Genomic DNA, 22969 nt, shown 5'->3' on the forward strand with positions numbered 1-22969 from the left:
TTTCATAGGAACTACACGTTTATTTACATCGGATTTACAAGACCTTTACAGACGTTCGATACACTAGAACTAGAACTTGTCTGTGAAGGGGGAAGCGCACGTGTCGTTGTTAGGAGAAGAGCGGAAATCACGCATCATGGAATGGCTGGAAGAGGAAGGGAAAGTCATGACGAAGGATTTGATCGAACGTCTCGATGTCTCGGGAGAAACGGTACGACGCTACTTAGAGGAGCTCGAGCGGGAACGGCAGTTGAAGCGCGTCTATGGCGGCGCCATCTATCAAGGAGGAAAACGAGAGACACCGATCTCACGTCGGACGGATCAGTTATCTCGCCGTTTAGCGCGTTATGCGAAAGGATGGCTTAGCGATTATTCCTGTATCTTTCTTGGTCGAGGTGAGCCGGTCGAGCATCTGTTGCCGTATTTAACGGGGAACGCAACGATCGTTACGAACTCACTGATGGTCGCTAGTCACTTGGAGCAGTGCCGTAAGACGGGACCGTTCAAAGGTGAAATTCGATTACTCGGTGGGACAGTCGATGCCTACGGGCAGACGGTAGGAGTTGAAGTCTTGCAGGCGCTCGATGCTTACGCTTTTGATGCCTGTTTTCTATCGTTTGACGGTGCTGAAATCGAGCGTGGCTTCGTCAGCGATGATATTGAATCCTCGCTGATTCAAAAAGCCGTCATCAGCTGTACGAAGGACGTCTATGCCTTTTTGGCGAATGATGAATTCCAGGGCAATCGTAAATATAAGGTGGCGGAGTTCCGCCGTGCGAAGATCGTTCTCAGTCCAGCCTCCTATCCACCATCGTGGGAGATGAAACTGTTCAACGAACGCGTGAACTGGATGGTCGTCTCATGATACACTGATGCGGGAGGGATGCATCATGTTAGAAATCATCGCATCGACCGTAGAAGAAGCGGTCGCAGCAGAACAAGCCGGAGCGGACCGGATCGAGCTCGTTTCCGCATTATCCGAAGGTGGGTTGACGCCGAGCTATGGACTGATTCGTCAAGTCGTCTCGACGGTCGAGATTCCGGTTCACGTCCTCGTGCGACCGCATAGCAAGTCGTTCGTCTATTCGAAATCAGACGAAGAGACGATCATCACGGATATCGACTTGATCCGTGAACTCGGTGCTGCCGGGATCGTCGTCGGCTCATTGACCGCAGACGGTCGTGTCGACGAAGGCTTCCTTGGTCGAATCATCAAACATAAAGGGGAACTGTCATTGACGTTCCACCGGGCGATCGACAGTAGTCGAGATATTCTCGAAGCGGCAGAAGTGCTCGCTGATTTTCCAGAAGTCGACCGGATCTTGACGTCGGGTGGTCAAGCGACGGCGTTAGAAGGAAAAGAGACAATCGCTCGCTTGATCGAGGACCATCCGGACTTGATTATCTTACCAGGTTCCGGGATTACGCTTGAGAATGCGGAAGCACTTCTTGAGGCGACGAAGGCATCGGAACTACATGTGGGTTCCGCTGTCTTACAAGACGGTATCATTCAAAAAGAACGTGTTGAGGCATTGACGCGACTTCTGCGCTAATCCTATACCGCACGAATCCATTTTTCAAATCTTATGAGATGAGAGAAATGGATTTTTTTGTATGTGTTCGTGACGGATTTTCGACGATTCCGTGACGCGTTTGAAAAGCAGAGCGGGATAACTAGGTTTTTCAACGGGACTACGCTAGAATCAAAGATGGAAATAGTGGAAATGAAGGAGTACGACATGAACCCTAAACAATTAAAACAAGACGCCCTTGGTACACTAAAAGGACGTTGGTTGGTCGGGCTAAGCATCTCGATCATCTACTTCCTTATCTTTGCGCTTGCAGCAAGCCGGATGTCCTTTGACCAAGATGACATCGACAGCATGGTCCGTTTCATCGGACTGAACATGGTCGTAACGATCGTGCTTGCTCCGGTGACGGTTGGACGAACGATTGCTTACTTACGCTTCACACGCGGGGAGTCTGCCGGTATCGGAACGTTATTCGAAGGGTTTTCTTCGTTTCGACGTGCTTTCCGGACGATTGCTGCGTATGCAATCGTGACGGTATTGGTGTATGTCGGATCATTTTTGATTTTACCGGCATTGTACTTTTATCTAGCGTATCGCCTCGTCCCGTACATTTTGGTCGACCGACCAGAATTGTCGTTTTGGCAAGTACTTGGCGAGAGCCGTCGGATGATGAAAGGGCATAAGCGTGAATTGATCATGCTTTACTTGAGTTTCATCGGCTGGGGTATCCTCGCACTACTTAGTACTGTGGGTGTCATCTTCTTGACGCCATATTTCGATACGACGATGGCACACTTCTATGAACGCTTGAAACCAACACGTCAATCATCCGTCGAGGGATGAACGAAAAAAGCCTGTACATTACGTCAGTAGACGTAGCGTACAGGCTTTTGCTTATTCTACCGAAGCGCGTGAACGTTCGGCGAGCAACAGATAAAGCGCTTGTGTACCGGAATCGGCGTGACCCAGCTCAGCAAGTTGTTCATATAAATCCTTCGTCAGTGCGAGACCAGGTGTCGCGATGCCCATCTCAGCTCCTCGCTCAAGGGCAAGGCGCATATCCTTTATGAAGTGTTTGACGAAGAAACCAGGTGAGTAGTTTTCAGCGATGACGCGCGGAATCAAGTTCTCAAGACTCCAGCTACCGGCAGAACCAGATTTGATCGTCTCGATGAATTGCGTCGGGTCAATCCCGGACCGCGTGACGAACAACAGCATCTCCGCTGTTCCGATCATCGAGCCGGCAATCGCGATTTGGTTCGCGAGTTTCGCCGATTGTCCTTTACCAGGACCACCGAAGAGTGAAATCGATTTTCCCATCGCTTCGAATAAGGGCTTCGCTTGTGCGAAAGCCGCTTCTTCCCCACCGACGAGAATGGCGAGTGTTCCGTTCTTCGCGCCGAGGTCACCACCTGTGACAGGTGCGTCAAGTGCCTGAAGACCGCGTGCTGCCGCTTCCTTCGCGATTCGTTCTGCAAGAGCCGGACTGGATGTCGTCATGTCAATCAGAATCGTTCCTGGTGCCGCATGATCGAGGATTCCGTCTTCAAAGTAGATCTGCTCAACGTCTTGCGGATAACCGACGATCGAGATGACGACGTCGACATCCGTGACGACGTCTTGAATCGTATCGACGATCTCGACACCATCTGCTTCAAGGACAATTCCTTTTTCTTTCGTGCGATTATATCCTTTGACTGTAAAACCTGCCTTGCGCAGATTGCGGACCATGCCTTGTCCCATGACACCTAATCCGATGAAACCGACTGTCTTCATACGTGATTCCCCCTTGCACGTTCCGTGCCGATGAATTGTTGCGTTACGAGCTTATTATACAATGGATTGTCGACGACAAGACGATCATGTGTCCCGATGCCGGAAATCCGACCATCTTCAAGGACGATGATTTGATCGGCATGACGGACCGTCGCGAGACGATGGGCGATGACGAACGTCGTCCGTCCGACCATCAATCGCTCGAGTGCTTCCTGAACGACCCGCTCGGACTCGGAGTCGAGGCTTGACGTGGCTTCATCCAGTAATAGAATTTCCGGATCTCGGAGGAGTGCACGTGCGATCGCGATCCGTTGGCGTTGACCACCGGACAACTTGACACCCCGTTCTCCGATTTCAGTTGCATACCCCTCCGGAAAACGTTCAATGAACGTATCGGCATTCGCCATTCGTGCAGCCTCACGGATTTTGTCTTCACTGACGTCTTCTGCAAGACCGTAGATGAGATTGTCACGGATCGTTCCCGATAAAACAGGTGAGTCTTGCGCAACATAACCGATCGCTTGGCGCCAAGACGATAACGTCAAATCAGCGATAGATTGATCTCCGAGTCGGATCTGACCGGACGTCGGTTGATAGAATCGCTCAAGTATCGCGAATAATGTCGTCTTCCCGGATCCACTCGGACCAACGATCGCTGTCGTCTTGCCGCGTGGTAACGTAAAGCTGACATCCTGGAGGATCGGTGTTTCATTGTATCCGAATGACAGGTGATCGACCGTGACGTCCGTGAACGGACGCGGCGCAACAAGCGCTCCAGGTGCTTCCGGTGTCTCATCGAGAAGCTCGATGATCCGTTCTGTCGCCCCGCGAGCCTTCTGTAACTTCGTGATGAATTCAGTCATCGTCACGAGTGGCGTCATGATTTGGAACAAATAGAGTGAGAAGGCGACGAGTTCACCTGCTGTGATCTGGTTCGTCGCGACGCGGTAGGCACCAAAGCCGATGATCAAGATCAACATCGTCGTCAAGGTGACGTTAAAGATTGGCAACAAAAGGGCTTGGATTCGTCCTTCCTTGACGCCATAGCCATAAAGATTCTCAATGCGAGTTTTCCCACGGTCGAGCTCATAGGATTCAGTCGCTTGCGATTTGACGAGTCGGACTTCACCGAGCATCTCGGCAAAAAAACCGGATAATCCTGCGAGTTCCTTCTGAGTCTCACGAGATATCTTATGCAACTTCCGCACGAGCGGGATGATGATTAGTAGCGTCACGGGTACAGCGATGACCATGACAAGTGTCATTTGCCAGTCGAGGAAGAACAGGATCGTGATCGCCCCGATGATCGAGACGAGTGATGTCAGCAGGCGGACAAGTTGCTCCGACAGCAATTGCTGGAGTGTCGTAGCGTCACTGTTGAGTCGCGAGACGAGCTCGCCAGATTTCGTCTCATCATAGAACGGAATCGATAAGGTCAACAGGTGTTTCCATAGGAGCGTCCGCAAATTAGCGACGATTCGTTGACCGACGATCTGTAACCAATAGATGGATAAAGCATTCGCGACGACTTGGACGACGAAGACGATCACAAATAAACTGATCAACTGCGGAGTCAGTCGATCGACTGTAAAACCGTCAATCAACGTCTTTAAGAACCAAGGAATGGCGAGGGCAGCCAGCGCTTGGATGACGGAGACGGAAACAGCGGCGGATAATAATCCGACCGGGGGTTTCGTTTTTTTCAATAACAGGTAAAAAGATTGGAACGTCGCAGCGTTCATTTCAACACATCCTCTCTTTTCCATTGTCCGAAAGAACGAAGAAACGGTCAAATGGGAAACGCGACTTGACAAGAAATCTTTTGGTTTGTGACACTGATAGTGGAACCAACAAGGGAGGATACAGATGTCTATTTTCGTAGATGCGGACGGATGTCCCGTTGTCGATCTCGTCATTCGACACCGACAGGGACGTGACGTCTTTTTAGTTTGTGATACAGCACACCAGATGATGCGGGAGGGGGCGACGACGATCACGGTCGGACAAGGACCAGATGCCGTCGATTACGCGATCGTCAATCGGATGAAACGTGGTGATCTCGTCGTGACCCAAGACTACGGTCTAGCAGCACTCGTCTTAGCGCGAGGAGGACTCGCGATCGACCAAAATGGTCGTCAGTTTACGAACGAGAATATCGATCTATTGCTTCATACACGCCATGTCGGCCAACAAATCCGACGAGCGGGTGGACGGACGAAAGGACCGAAAAAACGGACGCGCGATGCGGATCGGGCATTTGAAGAGGCATTTCGTGCATTAGTGCAAACCAGCATATAAGGAAGACAGTACTCGAACTGTCGATCAAATAGGGACCATGCTATAATTTGTAACAGGAATGCATTCAGAAAGGAGGATACACGTTGAAACGAATCTTACGCGACCACTCGAAGGACCGTCCTTACCGATTGCGCCAAGGAACGGTTCCGGCATCAGCTGAGGCACGACTCACATCACTCGATCAACGTGAAATCAATCGATTACAACAGAATTTACGGGAAGTCGAACTGAAATTGAAGCAACGCAATGAGATCATGGAAGCGTTAGCGACGCAAAATGTCGAAGCGGCCTGTGAGACCGTCCTGACGATCTTGTTGCAACTGCTCGATGTAAAAGAAGGTGCCATCCTCTTGTACCGTCGCGAACAGTTGAATCATTTCGTCGCGCAAGGCATCGACGAGATGGAGTTGATTGAAAAAGATCTCGATCAATATTCAGTCTTACGTCGGGCGTTCGTCATGCGTAAATCGGTTCAATTACCGATTGGCGATCAGTTTGAATCGGCGATCCCCGTCCAATCTCCAAGTAATGGACAAGTCGTCGGGTTACTTTATATTCGTCATGCTTTTCCTCAGTTCAATCTAGAGCAAGTCGGGGACTTACTTGATCTATCACGAAAACTCGGAATGACGCTTGAACGCCATCTCCTGTTTCATCAGATGGAGCATGAAAAAATCAAGACGTATCAGCTCCTCGACTCGATTCGGGAAGCTGTCCTATACATCGAGAGTAGTGGGGAACAAATCTATGCGAACCAAGCCTTGTTGAACATGTTTCCACCGAAGCTCGTCAATCAGGCGCAAGGATTCCGCCACGCCTACGAACGGGCGACGTCGCTGTTTGAACATGTCGATCAGCCAGACGCACTCCATGACTACATCGGTCAACTGATGAATGGAGATATTCCGGGAGAAACGATCGAACTATCAGCGTTTCGGGGGAACTTGCTACTCAGTGCTTACGCCGAGCGGATTGCGATCGCAAACGTCGAGTGGGGCATGATGCTCGTCTTACGGGACGTGACGAAAGATAAGGAACTTGATCTCAAGCAGGCAGAATTCGTCTCGATCGTGTCGCACGAGTTGCGGACACCGCTCTCTTCCATCATGGGCTTCACGGAATTATTGATGAAACGAGAAGTCGATCCTAAGCGCCAAAAGCGATATTTGCAGACGATTCATTCCGAAACCGTTCGTTTGGCGGAATTGATCAATGACATCCTGGAAATTCAAAAAGGAGAAGATTCGACGCATGGGACGCAAAAAGAACCGCTTGATGTGAAACAATTGATGTTCGAGATGAAACCGATGTTTGATCTCGCGAGTCGCGCGCATCGCATCAGCGTCCAGTTCGATCCAGGCTCCTATACGATTTCAGCAAGCAGTGAAAAGATGAAACAACTGTTCACGAACTTGATCATGAACGCGATTAAATATTCGCCTGAAGGTGGGGCAATCCGGATCAAAGGGTCAAACCAGTCGGATCAACTACGGATTGAGATATCAGACGAAGGGCTAGGGATTCCAGAAAAAGCGCTCCCTTACATCTTTGATAAATTTTACCGAGCAGATAACTCGGATACACGTAAAATCGGTGGAACCGGCTTAGGACTCGCGATTTGTCGGATGATCGTGCTTGACCATGGAGGAGCGATTTCCGTCCAATCGACGGAAGGAGAGGGCAGTACCTTCATCATTCAACTCCCGCTCGACGTATGACCGACAATCGACTGAGAAAGGAGGAAGACACGGTGAATAATTCACACATTCGTTATGAAGCATTGCATCCGCTCGTCGAAGAGATTCTTGAAAAACTGAGTGAACGAATCGGCGTCAACACGTTATTTTTTGCATTGAACGACTCCTACAGCAATTTTGTTGTCAAGGCGATCAATCAAGAACGACAATTGATTGAAGAAGGCTCGACCCATGTCTTCCAACATGTCCTCTGTAAGCTGGTCGTCGATGAAACGGATGGAAAGGTTTCAATCAGTGAATTGCTCAACGATCCGTTGACGGTCAATCATCCGGTCACGAAAGCACTGGGGAACGGAAGTTTCATGGGAGTGGCAATCAAGAATGCTGAGAATGAGAAGATCGGGACGTTGTGCGCCTTCGACGATCAACCATTCGACTTCAAGGAGCAGGATATTGCACTTGTGGAACATTACGCTGACATCATTAGTAAATCAATCAACGTTGAAACGTATGTCATCAAAGACGCTTTGACAGATGTCTATAACGAACGCTATATGAATCGTTTAATTTCGAGTGTGACGATTCATCCAGCTTTCTTGATGGTCTTGAACCTCGACCGTTTTCATGCGATCAATGCTACGCACGGTTACCGGATAGGGAATGAAGTGTTGCGTGAAATTGCAAGTCGTTTAAAATATGTACCGTTACCGAATCATGTCGTCGGACGGATGGATGGTAATGAGTTCGTCGTATTGGCAGAACTTGAGCAAGAGCAAGAATTCGAACAGCATGCAATAGACTATGCCCGCATCGTCACGGAAGCGATCGAGCAACCAATCGTTGGTGTCGCGGACGAACCGATTCACGTGACGGCATCGTCTGGTGTCAGTCTCTTGACGGGTGACATGGCGAGTCGTCAGACGCAGATTTATGCAGCGGAAGCTTTGATGCAACAAGTCAAACACGACGGAAAACGACGGACCTCGTTCGTCAATCCAAACCGGCATGCGGAACAGCACCCGTTTGCATCGGTCCTTGAATCAGAGCTGTCGCATGCACTGGAACGGGGGCAGTTCGAACTTTATTACCAATGGATCGTCGATGCGAAACAAGAACATTATGTCGCGGTTGAAGCACTTTTGCGCTGGAACCACCCAGTGCTTGGCTTCGTCAGTCCGACGGATTTCATTCCGATTGCTGAGAAGATGGAGATTTTTCCGGACATTGGTCGATTTACGATCTGTCAGGCAATCTTGGATCAACGCCGGTTAGAAGAAACGTTTGGTCGTAAGATTTCCGTCGCCGTCAATCTATCGGCAAATCAGTTCGAGTCGGATCAACTATTTTCCGAGTTAATTCGACTAACAGAAGAGTCTTACTTCCCGAATGAGCGTCTCATACTTGAAATTCGTGAGGAAGTACTGCAAACACGTCGTCGTTTTGCCATCAAACGCTTGGAACAGTTACGCCAAGCAGGCTATCGTCTGACCGTCGATCATTTCGGCAGTCATTATGCGTCGCTCAATTCGTTGTTACGCTTACCTGTTCAAGCGGTCAAACTCGATCCGATTTTTACACGTCGACTCGTTCAAAATCAGTTGGAGCGCTCGATGATTCGCTCTGTCCATTCCTTGACGTCGACGTTGAACATCGCGCTCGTGATTCAGGAAGTCGAAACACCGTCACAGCTGCAACACATTCAAACGTTAGATGAGTTATTGTATGTGCAAGGATACGAGGTCCATCATCCTCAGCCCATCGATCAACTGCTCGTCGAAGACATCATGCGAGGACGTGCTGAGGTTTAACCGTTCTTCAGTCGGGAATACCTTAAAAGGTGGAACAAGTACATTTTAAGGGGGATGCCAAATGGCTGATCAACACGATAAAGAAACGGATCCAATTACTTCAGGTAACCGAATGACGAAGGATGAGATTGCGGGGCGTGATCCGCAGAACCATGCGGAGGTTCCGGAAAAATCGAAGGATGAAAAAGAATCGAAGCATCCAGATCAAGAAGCAGACAAATCAAGTGAAGAAGCTTCAAGTGAAGAGGCTCCCGATTTGTCCCATGCTTCAGATGAAGATGGGGATGTCCAGCCGTCTGATGAAGACAACCAACAAGATAAAGAATGACTAAAAATAAGGGTAATCGACGTTCGGCAGTAATGCCACGCGTCGATTGCCCTTTTTAGTGTAGTGTTCTCGAATGTTACTCGCCACCCCCACCGCCGTCACCACCACCATCAAATCCACCGTCGATCCCGCCGTCCGTCGCATGGGACGTATCGGTCAAATCAACAGGGAAGAGTAAGAACGGAAGCGCGTCGGCGCCGTCCGGTGGGAGAATCGAAGATGGAAAGAGTTGTTGCAAGATCGTTTGTTGACTTAAATACAATCGGATCGCTGTCAAATAGACTAAGTCTTTCCGGTACTTAAAATGTAAATCGGAGCGTAACGCCTCTGCCATCCGTTCGAGTGACGAAGCGTGAACGTTTGGGTCACCGAGTAACGCAAGCATGCCGTGGAACGACAGCGGAACATGGTGTTTACGATGTATCTTACGGGATGACTCCACTTGTGCGATATAGCGATCCCAATCGTCTTCAGGCAATAAAGCGAATATCAAGGCGACGACATACGTCTGTTGAGCGCGTCCGAATCGTCGTTTGAGTCGTTGATAAACCATCTCGATACGCGAGGCGAGTTCGTCTAACTCACCGCGTGTCGTAGCGTGAAAGTAGACGAAAGAGATCAATAGCGGTGACACGATGAACCGATGTTGTTTTTTGAGGCGTGTATATAATTGTACCGTTCGTTCGAGTACCGCGTCCTGTGGAGTTAGACGGCTGATGAACAGGGCAGTAGAGTAGGCATTCAAGGGATGCGACAAGCGATGCGATTTTAAATAGCCATGAATCGACATCATCTCAGCAATCCGACTCGGTGTGTGGGCGTCAAAGGCATGAATCTTCGAAGCAAGTAATAATGCCTGGGTCGTTTGTGTACGCAACCGTATTTTCAAATCGTCTGCTGTCTCAAGCAACACACTTGCGGAAACCTGCTCCGTTCCAATCGTCCGGTCGAATGCCAGTTCGATCAGAATGCCATCCTGATAGGTTCTGAATTCTGGTCCAATGTGATCCAGCTGTCGCAAGAAAGTCGTCGCGATCTCCATGACTGTTCCTCCTCTGCCTTTTCTTCTAGTGTATCACGCAGTGAAAGCGTTCTCTTATTTTTTCAGTTGGGTGTCAATCAATTGTTCTGCTGCGCGCCGGTACAAGTTACTCATGTGAGCCATAGCGAGAATCTGTTCCAGTGGATCGGTCGTCGAGGCGGTCAGAGCGTCTTGTTCCGTTACGAAGCGCGCTGTATTTCGTTCCGTCAGTTCGAGGTAATTACGATAAAACCCTTCAAGATCGAGTTGGTCCTGTTCGATCCCTGCGTTCAAGGGCGAGAGAATCGTCTTGATATCATTAATCGAAAACGAACTTTTCAATTGATAAATCAAGCTGATCAGAATCAAGTGTTCCTTCGTATACTTTTTATTCGTGACCGGAAAGAATAATTTCTTTTTGGCATAATTGTTGATCATCGTCTTCGTCAAAATCGTCTCGTCTGCACTTCGCGTCGTTTCCTCGAATGTCCGCTCGAACAGTTGGATGACTTGATCCATATAGAGATCGATATTCGGGATATCTTCGAGCTGTAATTGACGATCGTGTCTCGTGTCGTCAGAATGTGTCATAAAAAAACCTCCAAAATCGCTAAAATAGGACTTTCTACTTCTCCATCATATGATAGAATACGTATATAACGCCATGTAGTATTCAAAACTACATATCAGAGGAGGAACGAAAGTGAAAGCTTATATGAGAGAACCGATTAATGGATTAACGCATCTTGGAGGGGCTGTCTTTGCTTTTGTCGGGTTACTGGCACTTGTCATCAAGGCATCGTTAGAACGGGGGGCATCACTTGCGATCGTTGCAGCGATTATTTTTGGTGTCAGTATGATGGCGCTTTATGCTGTTTCGGCAACGTATCATATGGTGCTTGCGAGCGACCGGGCGATCGCGATCTGGCGTCGGTTGGATCATTCGATGATTTATCTGTTGATCGCCGGGTCTTACGCACCGTTTTGTCTCGTCAGTCTGAACGGTCCGACCGGTTGGGTCTTGTTCAGCATTGTCATGTTGATTGCAGTCTCTGGAATCACCTTTAAATTGGTTTGGTTCAACAGTCCGCGTTGGTTATCAACGACGCTCTACATCGGAATGGGCTGGATCATGGTATTTGCGATCACACCACTCGCGCAAGTCTTATCACCGCTCGGCATCGGATTGTTGTTCCTTGGTGGTATCTTCTATACGATCGGTGGCATCATCTATGGGCTGAAGCCACGTATTTTATCGTTCAAACATCTTGGATTCCATGAAATCTTCCATATCTTCGTACTACTGGGTAGCCTAGCGCATTTCCTATGTGTCTACTTCTTCGTCTTGTGAGGATGTCCTCCTTCAGTCAATGGCTGAAGGAGTTTTTTTGTGTCTGATGGAAAATACAGGAGAAGTCGAGTGTCCTCACGAATGAAAGAACGAATAGATCACGCATAGGGGGAAAAACATGAAACACACACGATGGCAGTTAGAGACACTCTACACGATAGATGACGTCAAAGCAGGAATTACTACGATACAAGCGGCGTTGACAAAACGTCCGACTAATGTGGCAGAACAGGTCGAACGTTATCAGCAAGTCGCGCGCGACGTCGAGGAATGGAGCGACTTCATTTATTGTCTGTACGCTGAAGATGTCACGCGCTCAGAAGTCCATCCATTGCTCGAAGAGATCGAAATCGTGCAAGCGATGGTGCGCAGTGAGGCAGCAGCACTCGATACGAAGATCGCCGCACTGTCACAAGAAGAGTGGGAGGAGCTCGTCACGGGTTCACCATACGCCTTTTTCTTGAACGAACGCCGTGACATCCAGTCCCGTCGTGCACCACTAGTTCAGGAACAATTGTTGCAGGATCTCGGTGTGGACGGGTTCCAAGGCTGGGGGCAGCTCTACAAACAGCGCTTCATGGCATTGCGCGTCGACTTGGACAAAAAGCAGGTCACGATTGGTCAAGGGCTACACGAAGCGATGTTCGCACCTGACCGTTCGGCTCGTTTAGCGGCAGCGACAGCAGTTGACACCGCTTGTGCAAAAGAAGCTGACTTGTTTGCGACGATTCTGAACCGGATTGCTGGCTTCAGACTGCAATCCTACAAGATGCGGAACTGGGAGCAACCGTTGACCGAGTTGCTTGAGCAGAACCGGATCTCGGAAGCGAGCCTAAAAGCGATGATGGAAGCACTCGATCAACACCGCGACCTCTTTCACGCCTATTACGCTCGGAAGATTGCCCAGGCGGAGCGGGTGACGGGAGAATGGCATGATTTTGAGACGAACACCTATCGCTCCGCGCGTCACGTTCCGTTTGAGATGGCAGAGACAATCGTCACGACACAATTCAAACGATTGAATCCGCAGCTCGGCGCCTTCGCGGAAAACGTGTTTAGTGAGGGATGGGTCGATGCAGAGAATCGTCCTGGAAAAGCGGAAGGTGGATTCTGTGCCGCATTCCCGATTGCAAAAGAGAGTCGAATTTTCATGACGTACCGTGATAGTTATCCGGACGTCGCGACGCTCGCTCATGAATTCGGTCATGCTTATCATAATTATTTACTGCAAGACGAACCGTATTTAAATCAAGTCAAAGGAACGAGCATCGCGGAGACGGCTTCGACGTTCATGGAGAATCTCGTCCTCGATGCTGCCATCAAAGAGACGACGGAGCGGGAGGAAGTGCTCGCTCTCCTAGAGGTCAAGATCCGGGAAGGGCTGAAATATGCCAGCATCGTTCCCGGCATGTTCCGGTTCGAGCAACGTTTTTATGCGGAACGTCAGCAAGGGACGGTCAGTGCCGAACGGTTAAGTGAACTCCTGCAAGAGGAAGAACGGTTAGCCTATGGTCCGGTATTGCCTGAACCGGCGCGCTATAAATGGATGTACATCAGTCACTTGTTCAATCCGAATCTTGCGTTCTACAACATTCCCTACACGATCGGTTATCTACTCAGCAATAGCCTGTATCAGACGGTTCAAGCGAATCCGAGACATTTTTCGACAGTCTTTGAAGCCGTCATGCATGATTCCGGTCAAGCGACAATCGATGAGATCGTTACACGTCATCTCGACGCTGATCCGACATCTGTCGCGTTTTGGATGGAAGCTCAACAACCGCTCGTCCAGGCAATTGAGCAGTACCTGACGTTAACGGAATCCTCTCTCTCCGTCGATTGAAGACGAATCGAAACGGGAACAGAAATGTAGGGAGGGATGCGGATGTATGAACAGGAGAAACAATTAGTCGCTGAGGCAGCACTAACTTACGTGAAAGATGGGATGATAGTGGGTCTTGGGACGGGTTCGACGACGGAACGGTTCATCGAGGCGCTTGGTCCACTTGTGCAGGCGGGACTACAGATTCAAGGCGTGGCAACGTCACTTGCGACGGTCCGACTCGCGGAACAGTTATACATTCCGTTGATCGACTTGGAAGAGGGAATGGAAATCGATTTGACGATCGATGGGATCGATCAGATTGACGGACGATTTCAAACGATCAAAGGTGGTGGCGGTGCACTATTTCGCGAGAAAATCGTCGCACTGATGAGTCGGGAATTGCTCTATCTGACCGATTCCTCGAAGTTCGTCCATCATTTAAGCGGACCGTTACCTGTCGAACTGGATCCGTTTGCCTTACCGTATGTGCGACAACGGTTACGTGATAAGCATGTCTCAGCAACGCTACGCGTGAAAGACGATCGTCCCTTCGTTACAGATGGATGTCACGTGATTCTTGACGTTGATGTATCAGCCATCTCGGACGTCCGAGTATTTGCAAAAGAAGTGAAGAGCTGGTCGGGTGTACTCGATACGGGTTACTTCGAGCGACAGCCAGATCATGTCCTGACGGTCGAAGAGGGCAAGGTCAAACGCATCGCGCATCCACGACTGCGTGACGGCGGTGGATTGGTTTAAGGGAAGAAAGAAGGAAACCATATGGGCTTGAAAAAACGGTATTTATTCGGAGCAGGTGTCATTGCCGGTGCGAGTCTACTGTTGTTCAGGAAGCGGGAACAGGGCACACAGACCGATGCGTTACGTGATTATTTAGCGCATCTCGATCAGGATCCGAGTCCAGATGCTACGAAAGACCCGGATGAGGTCGGATTGACGAAACTGGATTCGATCTATCGGTCGGAGTGGCAAGCGAATGGTTTTCCGCGTTCGCGGACAGAGCTAGAAGAGCTTGAGAAATAGTGGCAGTCAACTATGAGTAATTAAAACGGCTAAAGTCCGGATTTGAACGGACTTTAGCCGTTTAGTTGTGAGCGTAGTAAAAAATAAACGCAATCCATAGAAAATTAAAAATGTTCAGCAGGAGGCAAATGTATGTATAGTTGGTCAAGAAAAGTGAGGCGTATGTGGTTGAAGTTTGGCTGGATTGTGATCATCGCTTGTTTCGTTGTTATCGTTGGTTCATTCGTTTTAATCATGAATGGCAATCCGATCAAAGAAAAAGAAATCGGAAAACGATTGGAAGTAGATTTAGAGCGAGAGTATAAAACGAAATTTGACCTAGAGTACACTCGTTACGATGCGACTAGAAGCGAATATGGGGCAATTTTTCATACGAACGAACCGGATAAGAAGGACGATGTCTCGTTCTATGCAACGTATCATAATGATTATGAATTGTACGATACATATCGGGAAGAAATTTGGTCACGTGATATTCGTAAAGCAGTCACGAACGAAGCAACAGAGGTGTACGGAAACAATTTTATTAGGGTCGAGGTGAACTCTCCACCGGAATTATTCATAGATGACGTAAAGCTAAATAATGTATTGCGATATACCGAATTGAGCGAAGAATCGATGCGGCATGTGCAGATCATGGTGAACGTACATAAGGAAGCGCGACACACAGTGAAAAAAGACTTGGCAAAATTAGTGACGAAAATGAAAGGCGGATCGATGAAGGCTGGAAAGGTGATTGTGATGGGAGCAGATGACGAGAAGGCTACAGCATTTCGTTCATGGGTATGGATTGATGTAACGAATCTTCCAAAGGATTTTAAGATGTCTGAGTTCAATAAATTACTGGAATGGGATAACACATTTACGACTGTAGAACAAGAATCAACGTAACTATTTGATTAAATCATTATCTATATAAAAAGACCATTCAGAAAGTTGAATGGTCTTTTTATATAGAGTCGCTGTTGAAATTTTATAAGTATACTTCCATGAAAATGATAGGTTGCTTTTCATATGTAAAGTCAAAAACAACAATCATCTTCGAAACGTTTCAAGCTCGTAACAAGACACTTTATTTATATGTTTATTGACTTAAAGTTAAATTTTATCTCCTCTTAACTTAAAAAGAATGGAATAGTGATTTGTCTTTGAACTAAAATCGATTTAGTAAAAGCCTTCAGATATATCTTAAAAGTACAGGAGCCTTATACAGTAGAAATATTTAAAAAGATTTAGTATATAACTTTTTACCCTGTAAATAAGTGAGCTTACCTAGTTGTAAATTAATTGATTTTAAGTAAGTCTCTTCGAAAAAAAGATAAGGATCATAGAGATTATTAGACAGAGTTACTATCTTTTTTAAGGTCTTTCCATTAACATCTCGTAAAAACAATGAATTATTCTCTGAGACTATATAGTTACCGTTTAAGAAATCAATAGCCTCTATCGTGATGGTAGTGATATTTTTATTTTTGAACACATGATCGTTTGTTTTGTAAACCATTGCTTTGGTTTGTCCTGTTACATAGTCGTAAAGATCAAATCGATGACGATAAGTAGTGACTGCGCTTAAAAAGGCGATTCCTTCATCATAATGGATATAGTTTAATTTATCACAGTTTGAAGGCGTGAGAAGTTTTCCTTTACCAATTTCCAAGATAGTAGAGCGATAACTTTTAACGTTCATTTTATAGAAAGATCTGTTTTTGACATAAAAGATTTCTTTATCGGACATCCAAAAGTCCTGAACATCAGTTACGAGAATTTTTCGTTCTTTTCCGGTTGAAGAAACACGGACCAAATCCCCTTTACTGTTGCTTTTATTCGAGACAAAGTAGACGTATTTTCCATCGCTTCCAATGTGTCCTCTTCGTCCATTGATATTTGCCCCTTTTACAGTGGAAATGACTCCGTTTTTAGAGCGGAATCGAAGTTCATATTTTTCAAAAGCTAACATACAAACAGAGTCGATAAAATGATTTTTTTCACTTTCTGTATAGAAAAGATTATTACCAGCGGATACAACATTAGTGATGGTATACGGATAAGTAGGAGATTCATTTTTCGCTGCATAAACTAATTTACCATTTTGGTAAATTCCAGAGGTTATACTTTGTTGCTTTGGAACTGTATAGTAAGGTGATGTAGCATCTACATGTATAGCAAGGGAACAAAAGGTCAAAAGCAAAAGTATAATTTTTTTCAAATGCATCTTCTCCTTAAATTAAATATAAATAAATAGTAAATTCACATGTATTATTTTAAATGAAAGAACAGAAAATAATATCCTGTTTTTGTAAAAAAAGATAAGTATGTTTTTTTAAGAAAAAAGATAGAAAGTTTGTATTATTCATGGTAAACCATTTCTTACGTATTAATGATTCAAAATCCCTTTAAAAATGATTATGATAAAAATAAGTCGATCTTGATAAACATCCTAATTTTCATATTTTTTAATTTTGGGATAAAGTATATTGGATTCATAATGAAAAGACTTGATTACTTAAATTTCCGTTGTTCTCATAATGCACGAAGACTTGGAATACTGTTTTTTTAGTTTTTAGCGTATACAAAAACTCCTCCTTTAAAATACAAAATAGGAGTTATCCTCAATCTAAACAGCCCTAGATCCTAATGATCCAGGGCTGTTTTCATGTGTTTTAATATGTAAGCGATCCTGCAATGATCAAACCGATCGAAATCGATAAGAAAAGGAGCAGCAAGCCGACTGCTTCGTTATTCGCATCAATCTCTTTCGTCATGCTCAAACGTGGAATCAATAAATCTGCAAGATAGAACAAGACGATTTGTAAGACGATCGCGAGTGCACCCCATAACACCATATCGAGAATGCTGACGGAGTTCGAGATACTCGAATAGAGGACGATGGCAAGACCAAGAATTCGTCCACCGAAGGCGTAGACGGCTGCTTTCTTTCCGTTACGGATTAGTTCGAGCTCCTTTGATTTCGTCGTCACCTCGAACAGGACGACACCGATTGCAAGGAGTACGGTCGCGACACCGATATACGAGAGCGTTGAAAGGAATAGATCACTGAATGTCATGCTGGTACCTCCATCATGATTTTTTATTTTTTTTGCGTTGTTCGTATGCAACATACAATTCAAGCAGTGCTCCGACGAGAATACCTGCTGATACATACAAATAGAAGTTGTCACCAATGAATCCGAACAAGAGACCTAAAATGAGGCCGATCAGGATATAGGGACCTTTTGCTAACTTCATGCCAATCACCTACCTCTTCTTTAAAGGTAGCGGATTTCAGAGGTGGCGTCCATCGTTATTCTTGAAAGCTGACGGCAGATTCTGCATTAGGAGAAAACAGGACGACTTGATTCCGTCCTTGTTGCTTTGCCTGATAGAGGGCAGCATCCGCATCCAGTAGAAGATCGTCGATTTGCAGTGTCGTCTCATCGTACGCGGCTAAACCAAACGATGCCGTGAGCGATAGCTCTGTCGTCGCTAGTCGGAACGTACTAGAAGCGATCCGTTCACGTAATTGTTCTGCTAAAGGCAGGACTTCAGCAAGCAGAACACCCTCAAACAGGACCGAAAATTCCTCGCCGCCGTTACGGGATAAATACCCGCTTTCTGACACTCCATCACGCAGTCGATTGGCGAACTGCCGTAGCACCTCGTCGCCAGCCTCATGTCCATACGTATCGTTGACCTGTTTAAAATGATCAATATCGATCGTCAACAACACGACCGACTGTTTGTTTAGGATCAATCGCTGTTTGACATCCGTATAGTATTCGTTGAAGGCGCGTGAATTATTTAATCCTGTCAAAAAGTCGAGTTGCGCTTTTTGCCGAAGCATCCGTAATGATTGTTTGGTCAACCGAATATCACGGATGATCACTAGGGCGAGCCAACTACTGACGAAAGAAGCAGGAATGACGACTGCCATCACTTCAATTAGAAGAATCTGTTTCGGTAAGACAATCCATAAGACAAGAGCGTGTAAAGCCGTCGCATAGATTGTCACGAGTGTGAATGTTCGTTTTGCATAGGGTGGCATCTCGCGAACGATTAAGCTTGTTCCTAAGGCAACGGCGACGATGAAACCGAATGCGGTGAAGGCTGCTAGATTCGTTCCTAAACTGAAACGATAGATTATGATCGCGATCGTCACGATCGTTGTCGGGATGGCGCCACCAAAGTAGGCAGCGACGACGACCGGAATATGACGCAAATCAACCATGACGCCAGGTGCTGCTTCAATCGTCATCTGCATGAGTAATAAAGAGATGACACTTAGGGCAAGACCATACAACACGCGCGTCGGACGTGGGGAGTCACGGGTGATCGGGAGCGGTGATAATTTTCCTAGCAGATAGAAACCAGCCATTAATAGCGTCACGTTATGCAAGACGTCAAAAAGGATGCTTTTCATGAATTGTCCATCCTTTCAAATAAAAAGTACGTTACTTAAAAGACATACGCCATAAAAGGACTAACTCCTGTTCCTTGAAAAAATAATCTATCTGATGCAATTGTGTCTATAATGTGAACTTATGATTTCTATAAGCTGTACTTATAGTTTGACGGAATTTAATTGACCTCCTCGACACTGCGTTGTTAAATGATGAAGAAGCGATATGAAAGCGCTTACTAAAATCGAAGGAGATCTACTTATGGAACTTGTCATCATTCTTCTTGCCTTATCCTTATTGATGTTCGTTGCCTATCGTGGTTTTTCGGTCATCCTATTTGCGCCAATCTGTGCCTTGTTCGCCGTCCTACTGACGAACCCGGATTGGGTGTTACCCTTCTTCTCGAATATCTTCATGGAAAAGATGGTCGGCTTCATCAAGGCGTACTTCCCGGTCTTCCTCCTCGGAGCGATTTTCGGAAAAGTCGTTGAGATGTCTGGTATCGCGGAGTCGATCGCGAAGACGATCATCCGCATGATCGGTGCGAAACGCGCTATTCTTGCCATCGTCTTACTCGGCGCCATTCTTACATATAGCGGTGTCAGCCTGTTCGTCGTCGTCTTCGCTGTTTATCCGTTCGCAGCGAACTTGTTCCGCGAAGCGAACATCCCGAAACGCCTCATCCCGGGAACGATCGCCCTTGGTGCATTCACGTTCACGATGGATGCGTTACCAGGAACACCTCAGATTCAAAACGTCATCCCAACGACGTTCTTCAAAACGGATATCTACGCTGCACCAATCATGGGAACAGTCGGTGGATTGTTCATCCTAGTCGTCGGCATGTGGTATCTCGAGTCACGTAAGAAAAAAGCCCATCAAGCAGGGGAAGGCTACGCTGGATTTGAAGCAACGGCGGCAAGTGCCGCACCGCAGATGGAGTTGAAGAACGAACCGGAAATGACACTTGAGACGGATCGTCAACCGGTCTATCGGCAAGTCCTTGCCTTCGTTCCACTCGTCCTCGTTGCCGTCATGAACAAAGTCTTCACACTCTCGATTCCGAAATGGTATCCAGAAGGATTCGATTTTTCAGCAATTGGTCTAGAGGCATTTGGAAAAATCGAGACGCCGGCCGTTCTTGCAATCTGGTCCGTCCAAATGGCGTTATTGATCGGAATTCTCGCAGCGATGCTGTATGACTTCCCGAAGATCAAGACGAACTTCCAAGCTGGTTTGAACGTCAGTATCGGTGGCGCGCTTCTAGCGGTCATGAATACAGGTGCTGAGTATGGTTTCGGAGGCGTCATCGCAGCGTTACCAGGATTCAAGTCCGTCTCAAGCGGGATTTCAGAGACGTTCACGAATCCGCTCGTCAACGGAGCCGTCACGACGACGACGCTTGCCGGTGTCACCGGTTCCGCATCGGGCGGAATGGGAATCGCGTTAAGTGCGATGTCGGATAAATATACGCAAGCGATCACATCAGGTGGCGTGCCACCGGAAGTCATGCACCGCGTCATCTCGATGGCGTCCGGCGGGATGGATACATTACCGCATAACGGTGCCGTCATCACGTTACTTGCCGTCACGGGGCTGACGCATCGTCAGTCGTATAAGGACATCTTCATGATTACGATCCTCAAGACAGTGACGGTCTTCTTGATGATCGGATTGTATAGCTTGACTGGTTTATACTAAGGATTTTTAAAGGGGGCATCATCAGATGAAGCAGGGGAAAGTATACGGATCATTCGCGGAAGCGACAGCAGACATCTTTGACGGGGCGACGCTAGTCGTAGGGGGCTTCGGACTCTGCGGAATCCCGGAAAAATCAATTACCGCGTTGCAAGAGAAGGGCGTCAAGGATTTGACGGTCGTCAGTAATAACTGTGGTGTCGATGACTTCGGTCTCGGTCTCCTCTTGCAGACACGACAAATCAAGAAGATGGTTTCGTCGTATGTCGGGGAAAACAAGACGTTCGAGCAACAATACCTCAGTGGCGAGATCGAAGTCGATCTCGTCCCACAAGGTACGCTTGCGGAACGTATCCGTGCCGGTGGAGCTGGCATTCCCGGTTTCTATACACCAACAGGCGTCGGCACACCGATTGCTGAAGGGAAGGAACAAAAGGAGTTCGACGGGAAGACGTATCTGCTCGAAGAAGGAATCGTCGGCGATTTTGCGATCGTCAAGGCATGGAAAGCAGATCGACTCGGGAACCTCGTCTTCCGGAAGACGTCACGCAACTTTAACCCGATTGTCGCGACAGCCGGAAAAGTAACGATCGTTGAAGTCGAAGAACTGGTCGAAGTCGGTGAACTCGACCCGAATGAGATTCATACACCTGCTGTCTACGTTCAGCGCATCGTCGTCGGAACGGATTATGAAAAACGCATCGAACGCCGGACTGTCCGGGAAGCTTGAGGAGGAGACGGATATGAAAACGACACGAGAGATCATCATTGAACGCGCACTTCAGGAAGTTGAAGACGGGATGTACGTTAACCTCGGGATTGGGATTCCGACATTGATCGCCAATGCGATTCCGGACGATATGCATGTCATGCTGCAATCCGAAAATGGACTGCTTGGCATCGGACCGTATCCGCTTGATCATGAAGTCGATGCCGATGAAATCAATGCCGGCAAAGAAACGGTCACGGCACAATCCGGTGCATCTTACTTCGACAGTGCCGAATCGTTCGCGATGATTCGCGGTGGGCACATCGACCTCGCGATCCTCGGCGGGATGGAAGTCGATCAGAACGGTGACCTCGCGAACTGGATGATTCCGGGCAAGATGGTCAAAGGCATGGGCGGGGCGATGGACCTCGTCAATGGAGCGAAACGCGTCGTCATCATCATGGAACATGTCAACAAACACGGCGAATCGAAAGTCAAACAGGCGTGTACCTTGCCGTTGACAGGACGTGCCGTCGTCAACCGTCTGATCACGGATCGGGCCGTCTTTGATTTCACGCCGGACGGAATGGTCTTGATCGAGACGCTGAATGGTTATACGGTCGAAGACGTCAAACAAGTCACGGAAGCACGATTCACGGTCAGTCCGGAACTCGAGCGCGTGACGGCAGGGGAGTGAAGCAGATGGTTCAAGGAGATATCGTACTCGTAACAGGTGCAGGAAGCGGAATTGGTCTTGAAATCTCAAAGGCGTTCGCTGCGGCAGGAGCGAAGGTCGTCGTAACGGACGTCCGCGCGGAAGCAGCAGAAGAAGCTGCGGCAGCGATTCGCGCAGCTGGTCATGAAGCGGTTGGTATGACGCTCAACGTCACCGATGAAGCACAGGTCGAAGCCGTCTTGAAGCAGACGGTCGAACAGTTTGGTCGACTTGACGTCTTGATCAATAACGCGGGTCTTCAACACGTCTCACCAATCGAGGAGTTTCCGACGGAGAAGTTTGAATTGATGATCAAGATCATGTTGACGGCGCCGTTCATCGCCATCAAGCATGCCTTTCCGATCATGAAGGAACAAGGCTACGGACGGATTCTTAACATGGCATCGATCAATGGTTTGATCGGCTTTGCCGGGAAAGCGGCGTATAACTCGGCGAAGCATGGGTTGCTCGGCTTAACGAAAGTCGCAGCCCTTGAAGGAGCGGAACACGGAATCACCGTCAACGCGATTTGCCCGGGGTACGTCGATACACCACTTGTCCGGAATCAGATGGAAGACTTGGCGAAGACACGTCACGTCGAACTCGAAAAAGTACTTGAAGAAGTCATCTATCCGCTCGTTCCGCAAAAGCGTCTGCTTGCCGTCGAGGAGATCGCGGATTATGCGTTGTTCCTCGCGAGCCGCAAAGCAAGGGGCATCACGGGACAAGCGAATGTACTCGATGGAGGATATACGATTCAATAAGGAGATGGA

Annotated in this window: 24 protein-coding genes; 16 read left to right on the top strand and 8 right to left on the bottom strand. The window is 47.7% G+C overall.

Features of this window, described 5'->3' with window-relative positions; genetic code table 11:
- Window positions 1-100 precede the first annotated feature (100 nt).
- The 3 genes from KNQ11_RS02405 (at window position 101) to KNQ11_RS02415 (ending at window position 2375) form a co-directional block, all read left to right on the top strand.
- Window positions 101-865, top strand: a complete 765-nt coding sequence (locus KNQ11_RS02405; RefSeq protein ID WP_023467804.1) for a DeoR/GlpR family DNA-binding transcription regulator — start codon at window positions 101-103, stop codon at window positions 863-865.
- A 25-nt stretch (window positions 866-890) separates the two neighbouring features.
- A complete protein-coding gene (locus KNQ11_RS02410) occupies window positions 891-1553 on the top strand; it encodes a copper homeostasis protein CutC (RefSeq protein WP_050678318.1) in 663 nt (220 codons plus the stop codon).
- Window positions 1554-1739: 186 nt separating this feature from the next.
- Window positions 1740-2375, top strand: a complete 636-nt coding sequence (locus tag KNQ11_RS02415) for a DUF975 family protein (protein WP_050678317.1) — start codon at window positions 1740-1742, stop codon at window positions 2373-2375.
- A gap of 51 nt (window positions 2376-2426) precedes the next feature.
- On the opposite strand, the gene KNQ11_RS02420 is transcribed toward KNQ11_RS02415, so the two are convergent.
- Both KNQ11_RS02420 and KNQ11_RS02425 read right to left on the bottom strand, forming a co-directional pair.
- The gene (locus KNQ11_RS02420) at window positions 2427-3308 is read right to left on the bottom strand and encodes an NAD(P)-dependent oxidoreductase (RefSeq protein ID WP_214769249.1); all 882 of its coding nucleotides are present in this window, start codon (window positions 3306-3308) and stop codon (window positions 2427-2429) included.
- Complete coding sequence (locus tag KNQ11_RS02425) at window positions 3305-5050, bottom strand: ABC transporter ATP-binding protein (RefSeq protein ID WP_214769252.1); 1746 nt, start codon at window positions 5048-5050, stop codon at window positions 3305-3307. The genes KNQ11_RS02420 and KNQ11_RS02425 overlap by 4 nt, the downstream gene beginning before the upstream one ends.
- Window positions 5051-5174: 124 nt before the next feature.
- Between KNQ11_RS02425 and KNQ11_RS02430 the strand changes: the two genes are divergently transcribed.
- From KNQ11_RS02430 to KNQ11_RS02445, 4 genes are all read left to right on the top strand, one after another.
- Complete coding sequence (locus KNQ11_RS02430) at window positions 5175-5606, top strand: YaiI/YqxD family protein (RefSeq protein ID WP_058265220.1); 432 nt, start codon at window positions 5175-5177, stop codon at window positions 5604-5606.
- Between the two features lie 83 nt (window positions 5607-5689).
- Entirely contained in the window at window positions 5690-7324 is a 1635-nt protein-coding gene (locus tag KNQ11_RS02435; protein WP_251133504.1) for an ATP-binding protein, read from the top strand.
- 32 nt (window positions 7325-7356) lie between these two features.
- Entirely contained in the window at window positions 7357-9111 is a 1755-nt protein-coding gene (locus KNQ11_RS02440; protein ID WP_238987944.1) for an EAL domain-containing protein, read from the top strand.
- 61 nt (window positions 9112-9172) lie between these two features.
- Window positions 9173-9439 carry a hypothetical protein gene (locus KNQ11_RS02445; protein ID WP_050678313.1) on the top strand — a complete coding sequence of 89 codons (267 nt, stop codon included), beginning with the start codon at window positions 9173-9175 and terminating at the stop codon, window positions 9437-9439.
- Between the two features lie 76 nt (window positions 9440-9515).
- Here the strand turns inward: KNQ11_RS02445 and KNQ11_RS02450 are convergent, their stop codons facing one another.
- Both KNQ11_RS02450 and KNQ11_RS02455 read right to left on the bottom strand, forming a co-directional pair.
- A complete protein-coding gene (locus KNQ11_RS02450) occupies window positions 9516-10481 on the bottom strand; it encodes a DUF4003 family protein (RefSeq protein WP_214769255.1) in 966 nt (321 codons plus the stop codon).
- 54 nt (window positions 10482-10535) lie between these two features.
- Window positions 10536-11051, bottom strand: a complete 516-nt coding sequence (locus KNQ11_RS02455) for a DUF1836 domain-containing protein (RefSeq protein WP_133208058.1) — start codon at window positions 11049-11051, stop codon at window positions 10536-10538.
- Window positions 11052-11163: 112 nt separating this feature from the next.
- Between KNQ11_RS02455 and trhA the strand changes: the two genes are divergently transcribed.
- From trhA to KNQ11_RS02480, 5 genes are all read left to right on the top strand, one after another.
- Entirely contained in the window at window positions 11164-11811 is a 648-nt protein-coding gene (gene trhA / locus KNQ11_RS02460; RefSeq protein ID WP_023467814.1) for a PAQR family membrane homeostasis protein TrhA, read from the top strand.
- A gap of 118 nt (window positions 11812-11929) precedes the next feature.
- Window positions 11930-13654 (top strand): M3 family oligoendopeptidase, encoded by a 1725-nt coding sequence (locus KNQ11_RS02465; RefSeq protein WP_214769258.1) that lies wholly within the window; start codon window positions 11930-11932, stop codon window positions 13652-13654.
- 42 nt (window positions 13655-13696) lie between these two features.
- The gene (rpiA, locus tag KNQ11_RS02470; RefSeq protein ID WP_214769260.1) at window positions 13697-14395 is read left to right on the top strand and encodes a ribose-5-phosphate isomerase RpiA; all 699 of its coding nucleotides are present in this window, start codon (window positions 13697-13699) and stop codon (window positions 14393-14395) included.
- A 21-nt stretch (window positions 14396-14416) separates the two neighbouring features.
- A complete protein-coding gene (locus KNQ11_RS02475; protein WP_214769264.1) occupies window positions 14417-14677 on the top strand; it encodes a hypothetical protein in 261 nt (86 codons plus the stop codon).
- Between the two features lie 132 nt (window positions 14678-14809).
- Window positions 14810-15568, top strand: coding sequence for a hypothetical protein (locus tag KNQ11_RS02480; RefSeq protein ID WP_214769267.1), 759 nt, complete (start codon window positions 14810-14812; stop codon window positions 15566-15568).
- A 331-nt stretch (window positions 15569-15899) separates the two neighbouring features.
- Here the strand turns inward: KNQ11_RS02480 and KNQ11_RS02485 are convergent, their stop codons facing one another.
- From KNQ11_RS02485 to KNQ11_RS02500, 4 genes are all read right to left on the bottom strand, one after another.
- Window positions 15900-16883, bottom strand: coding sequence for a hypothetical protein (locus tag KNQ11_RS02485; protein WP_149427068.1), 984 nt, complete (start codon window positions 16881-16883; stop codon window positions 15900-15902).
- A 454-nt stretch (window positions 16884-17337) separates the two neighbouring features.
- Entirely contained in the window at window positions 17338-17742 is a 405-nt protein-coding gene (locus KNQ11_RS02490) for a DUF350 domain-containing protein (RefSeq protein ID WP_023467822.1), read from the bottom strand.
- A gap of 13 nt (window positions 17743-17755) precedes the next feature.
- Window positions 17756-17923 (bottom strand): hypothetical protein, encoded by a 168-nt coding sequence (locus KNQ11_RS02495; RefSeq protein ID WP_023467823.1) that lies wholly within the window; start codon window positions 17921-17923, stop codon window positions 17756-17758.
- Between the two features lie 55 nt (window positions 17924-17978).
- A complete protein-coding gene (locus KNQ11_RS02500; RefSeq protein WP_149427069.1) occupies window positions 17979-19094 on the bottom strand; it encodes a GGDEF domain-containing protein in 1116 nt (371 codons plus the stop codon).
- 241 nt (window positions 19095-19335) lie between these two features.
- Here KNQ11_RS02500 and KNQ11_RS02505 point away from each other — a divergent pair, with 241 nt between their 5' ends.
- The 4 genes from KNQ11_RS02505 to KNQ11_RS02520 are packed head-to-tail and all read left to right on the top strand — an operon-like array spanning window position 19336 to window position 22960.
- Window positions 19336-20775 (top strand): GntP family permease, encoded by a 1440-nt coding sequence (locus tag KNQ11_RS02505; protein WP_035398062.1) that lies wholly within the window; start codon window positions 19336-19338, stop codon window positions 20773-20775.
- Window positions 20776-20800: 25 nt separating this feature from the next.
- Window positions 20801-21502, top strand: a complete 702-nt coding sequence (locus tag KNQ11_RS02510) for a CoA transferase subunit A (protein ID WP_149427070.1) — start codon at window positions 20801-20803, stop codon at window positions 21500-21502.
- A gap of 13 nt (window positions 21503-21515) precedes the next feature.
- Window positions 21516-22178, top strand: coding sequence for a 3-oxoacid CoA-transferase subunit B (locus KNQ11_RS02515; protein ID WP_214769270.1), 663 nt, complete (start codon window positions 21516-21518; stop codon window positions 22176-22178).
- Window positions 22179-22183: 5 nt separating this feature from the next.
- Window positions 22184-22960, top strand: coding sequence for a 3-hydroxybutyrate dehydrogenase (locus KNQ11_RS02520; RefSeq protein WP_214769273.1), 777 nt, complete (start codon window positions 22184-22186; stop codon window positions 22958-22960).
- Window positions 22961-22969 lie beyond the last annotated feature (9 nt).

Origin of the sequence: Exiguobacterium sp. s39, from assembly GCF_018618925.1 — a bacterium.
Taxonomy (GTDB): Bacteria; Bacillota; Bacilli; order Exiguobacteriales; family Exiguobacteriaceae; genus Exiguobacterium_A; species Exiguobacterium_A abrahamii.

Excerpts from the sequence above, each read along its gene's own strand:
- KNQ11_RS02410 (WP_050678318.1), top strand. The coding sequence starts at position 891 with ATGTTAGAAATCATCGCATCGACCGTAGAAGAAGCGGTCGCAGCAGAA.
- KNQ11_RS02415 (WP_050678317.1), top strand. The coding sequence starts at position 1,740 with ATGAACCCTAAACAATTAAAACAAGACGCCCTTGGTACACTAAAAGGA.
- KNQ11_RS02420 (WP_214769249.1), bottom strand. The coding sequence starts at position 3,308 with ATGAAGACAGTCGGTTTCATCGGATTAGGTGTCATGGGACAAGGCATG.
- KNQ11_RS02425 (WP_214769252.1), bottom strand. The coding sequence starts at position 5,050 with ATGAACGCTGCGACGTTCCAATCTTTTTACCTGTTATTGAAAAAAACG.
- KNQ11_RS02430 (WP_058265220.1), top strand. The coding sequence starts at position 5,175 with ATGTCTATTTTCGTAGATGCGGACGGATGTCCCGTTGTCGATCTCGTC.
- KNQ11_RS02445 (WP_050678313.1), top strand. The coding sequence starts at position 9,173 with ATGGCTGATCAACACGATAAAGAAACGGATCCAATTACTTCAGGTAAC.
- KNQ11_RS02450 (WP_214769255.1), bottom strand. The coding sequence starts at position 10,481 with ATGGAGATCGCGACGACTTTCTTGCGACAGCTGGATCACATTGGACCA.
- KNQ11_RS02455 (WP_133208058.1), bottom strand. The coding sequence starts at position 11,051 with ATGACACATTCTGACGACACGAGACACGATCGTCAATTACAGCTCGAA.
- KNQ11_RS02465 (WP_214769258.1), top strand. The coding sequence starts at position 11,930 with ATGAAACACACACGATGGCAGTTAGAGACACTCTACACGATAGATGAC.
- rpiA (WP_214769260.1), top strand. The coding sequence starts at position 13,697 with ATGTATGAACAGGAGAAACAATTAGTCGCTGAGGCAGCACTAACTTAC.
- KNQ11_RS02475 (WP_214769264.1), top strand. The coding sequence starts at position 14,417 with ATGGGCTTGAAAAAACGGTATTTATTCGGAGCAGGTGTCATTGCCGGT.
- KNQ11_RS02480 (WP_214769267.1), top strand. The coding sequence starts at position 14,810 with ATGTATAGTTGGTCAAGAAAAGTGAGGCGTATGTGGTTGAAGTTTGGC.
- KNQ11_RS02490 (WP_023467822.1), bottom strand. The coding sequence starts at position 17,742 with ATGACATTCAGTGATCTATTCCTTTCAACGCTCTCGTATATCGGTGTC.
- KNQ11_RS02495 (WP_023467823.1), bottom strand. The coding sequence starts at position 17,923 with ATGAAGTTAGCAAAAGGTCCCTATATCCTGATCGGCCTCATTTTAGGT.
- KNQ11_RS02500 (WP_149427069.1), bottom strand. The coding sequence starts at position 19,094 with ATGAAAAGCATCCTTTTTGACGTCTTGCATAACGTGACGCTATTAATG.
- KNQ11_RS02505 (WP_035398062.1), top strand. The coding sequence starts at position 19,336 with ATGGAACTTGTCATCATTCTTCTTGCCTTATCCTTATTGATGTTCGTT.
- KNQ11_RS02510 (WP_149427070.1), top strand. The coding sequence starts at position 20,801 with ATGAAGCAGGGGAAAGTATACGGATCATTCGCGGAAGCGACAGCAGAC.
- KNQ11_RS02515 (WP_214769270.1), top strand. The coding sequence starts at position 21,516 with ATGAAAACGACACGAGAGATCATCATTGAACGCGCACTTCAGGAAGTT.
- KNQ11_RS02520 (WP_214769273.1), top strand. The coding sequence starts at position 22,184 with ATGGTTCAAGGAGATATCGTACTCGTAACAGGTGCAGGAAGCGGAATT.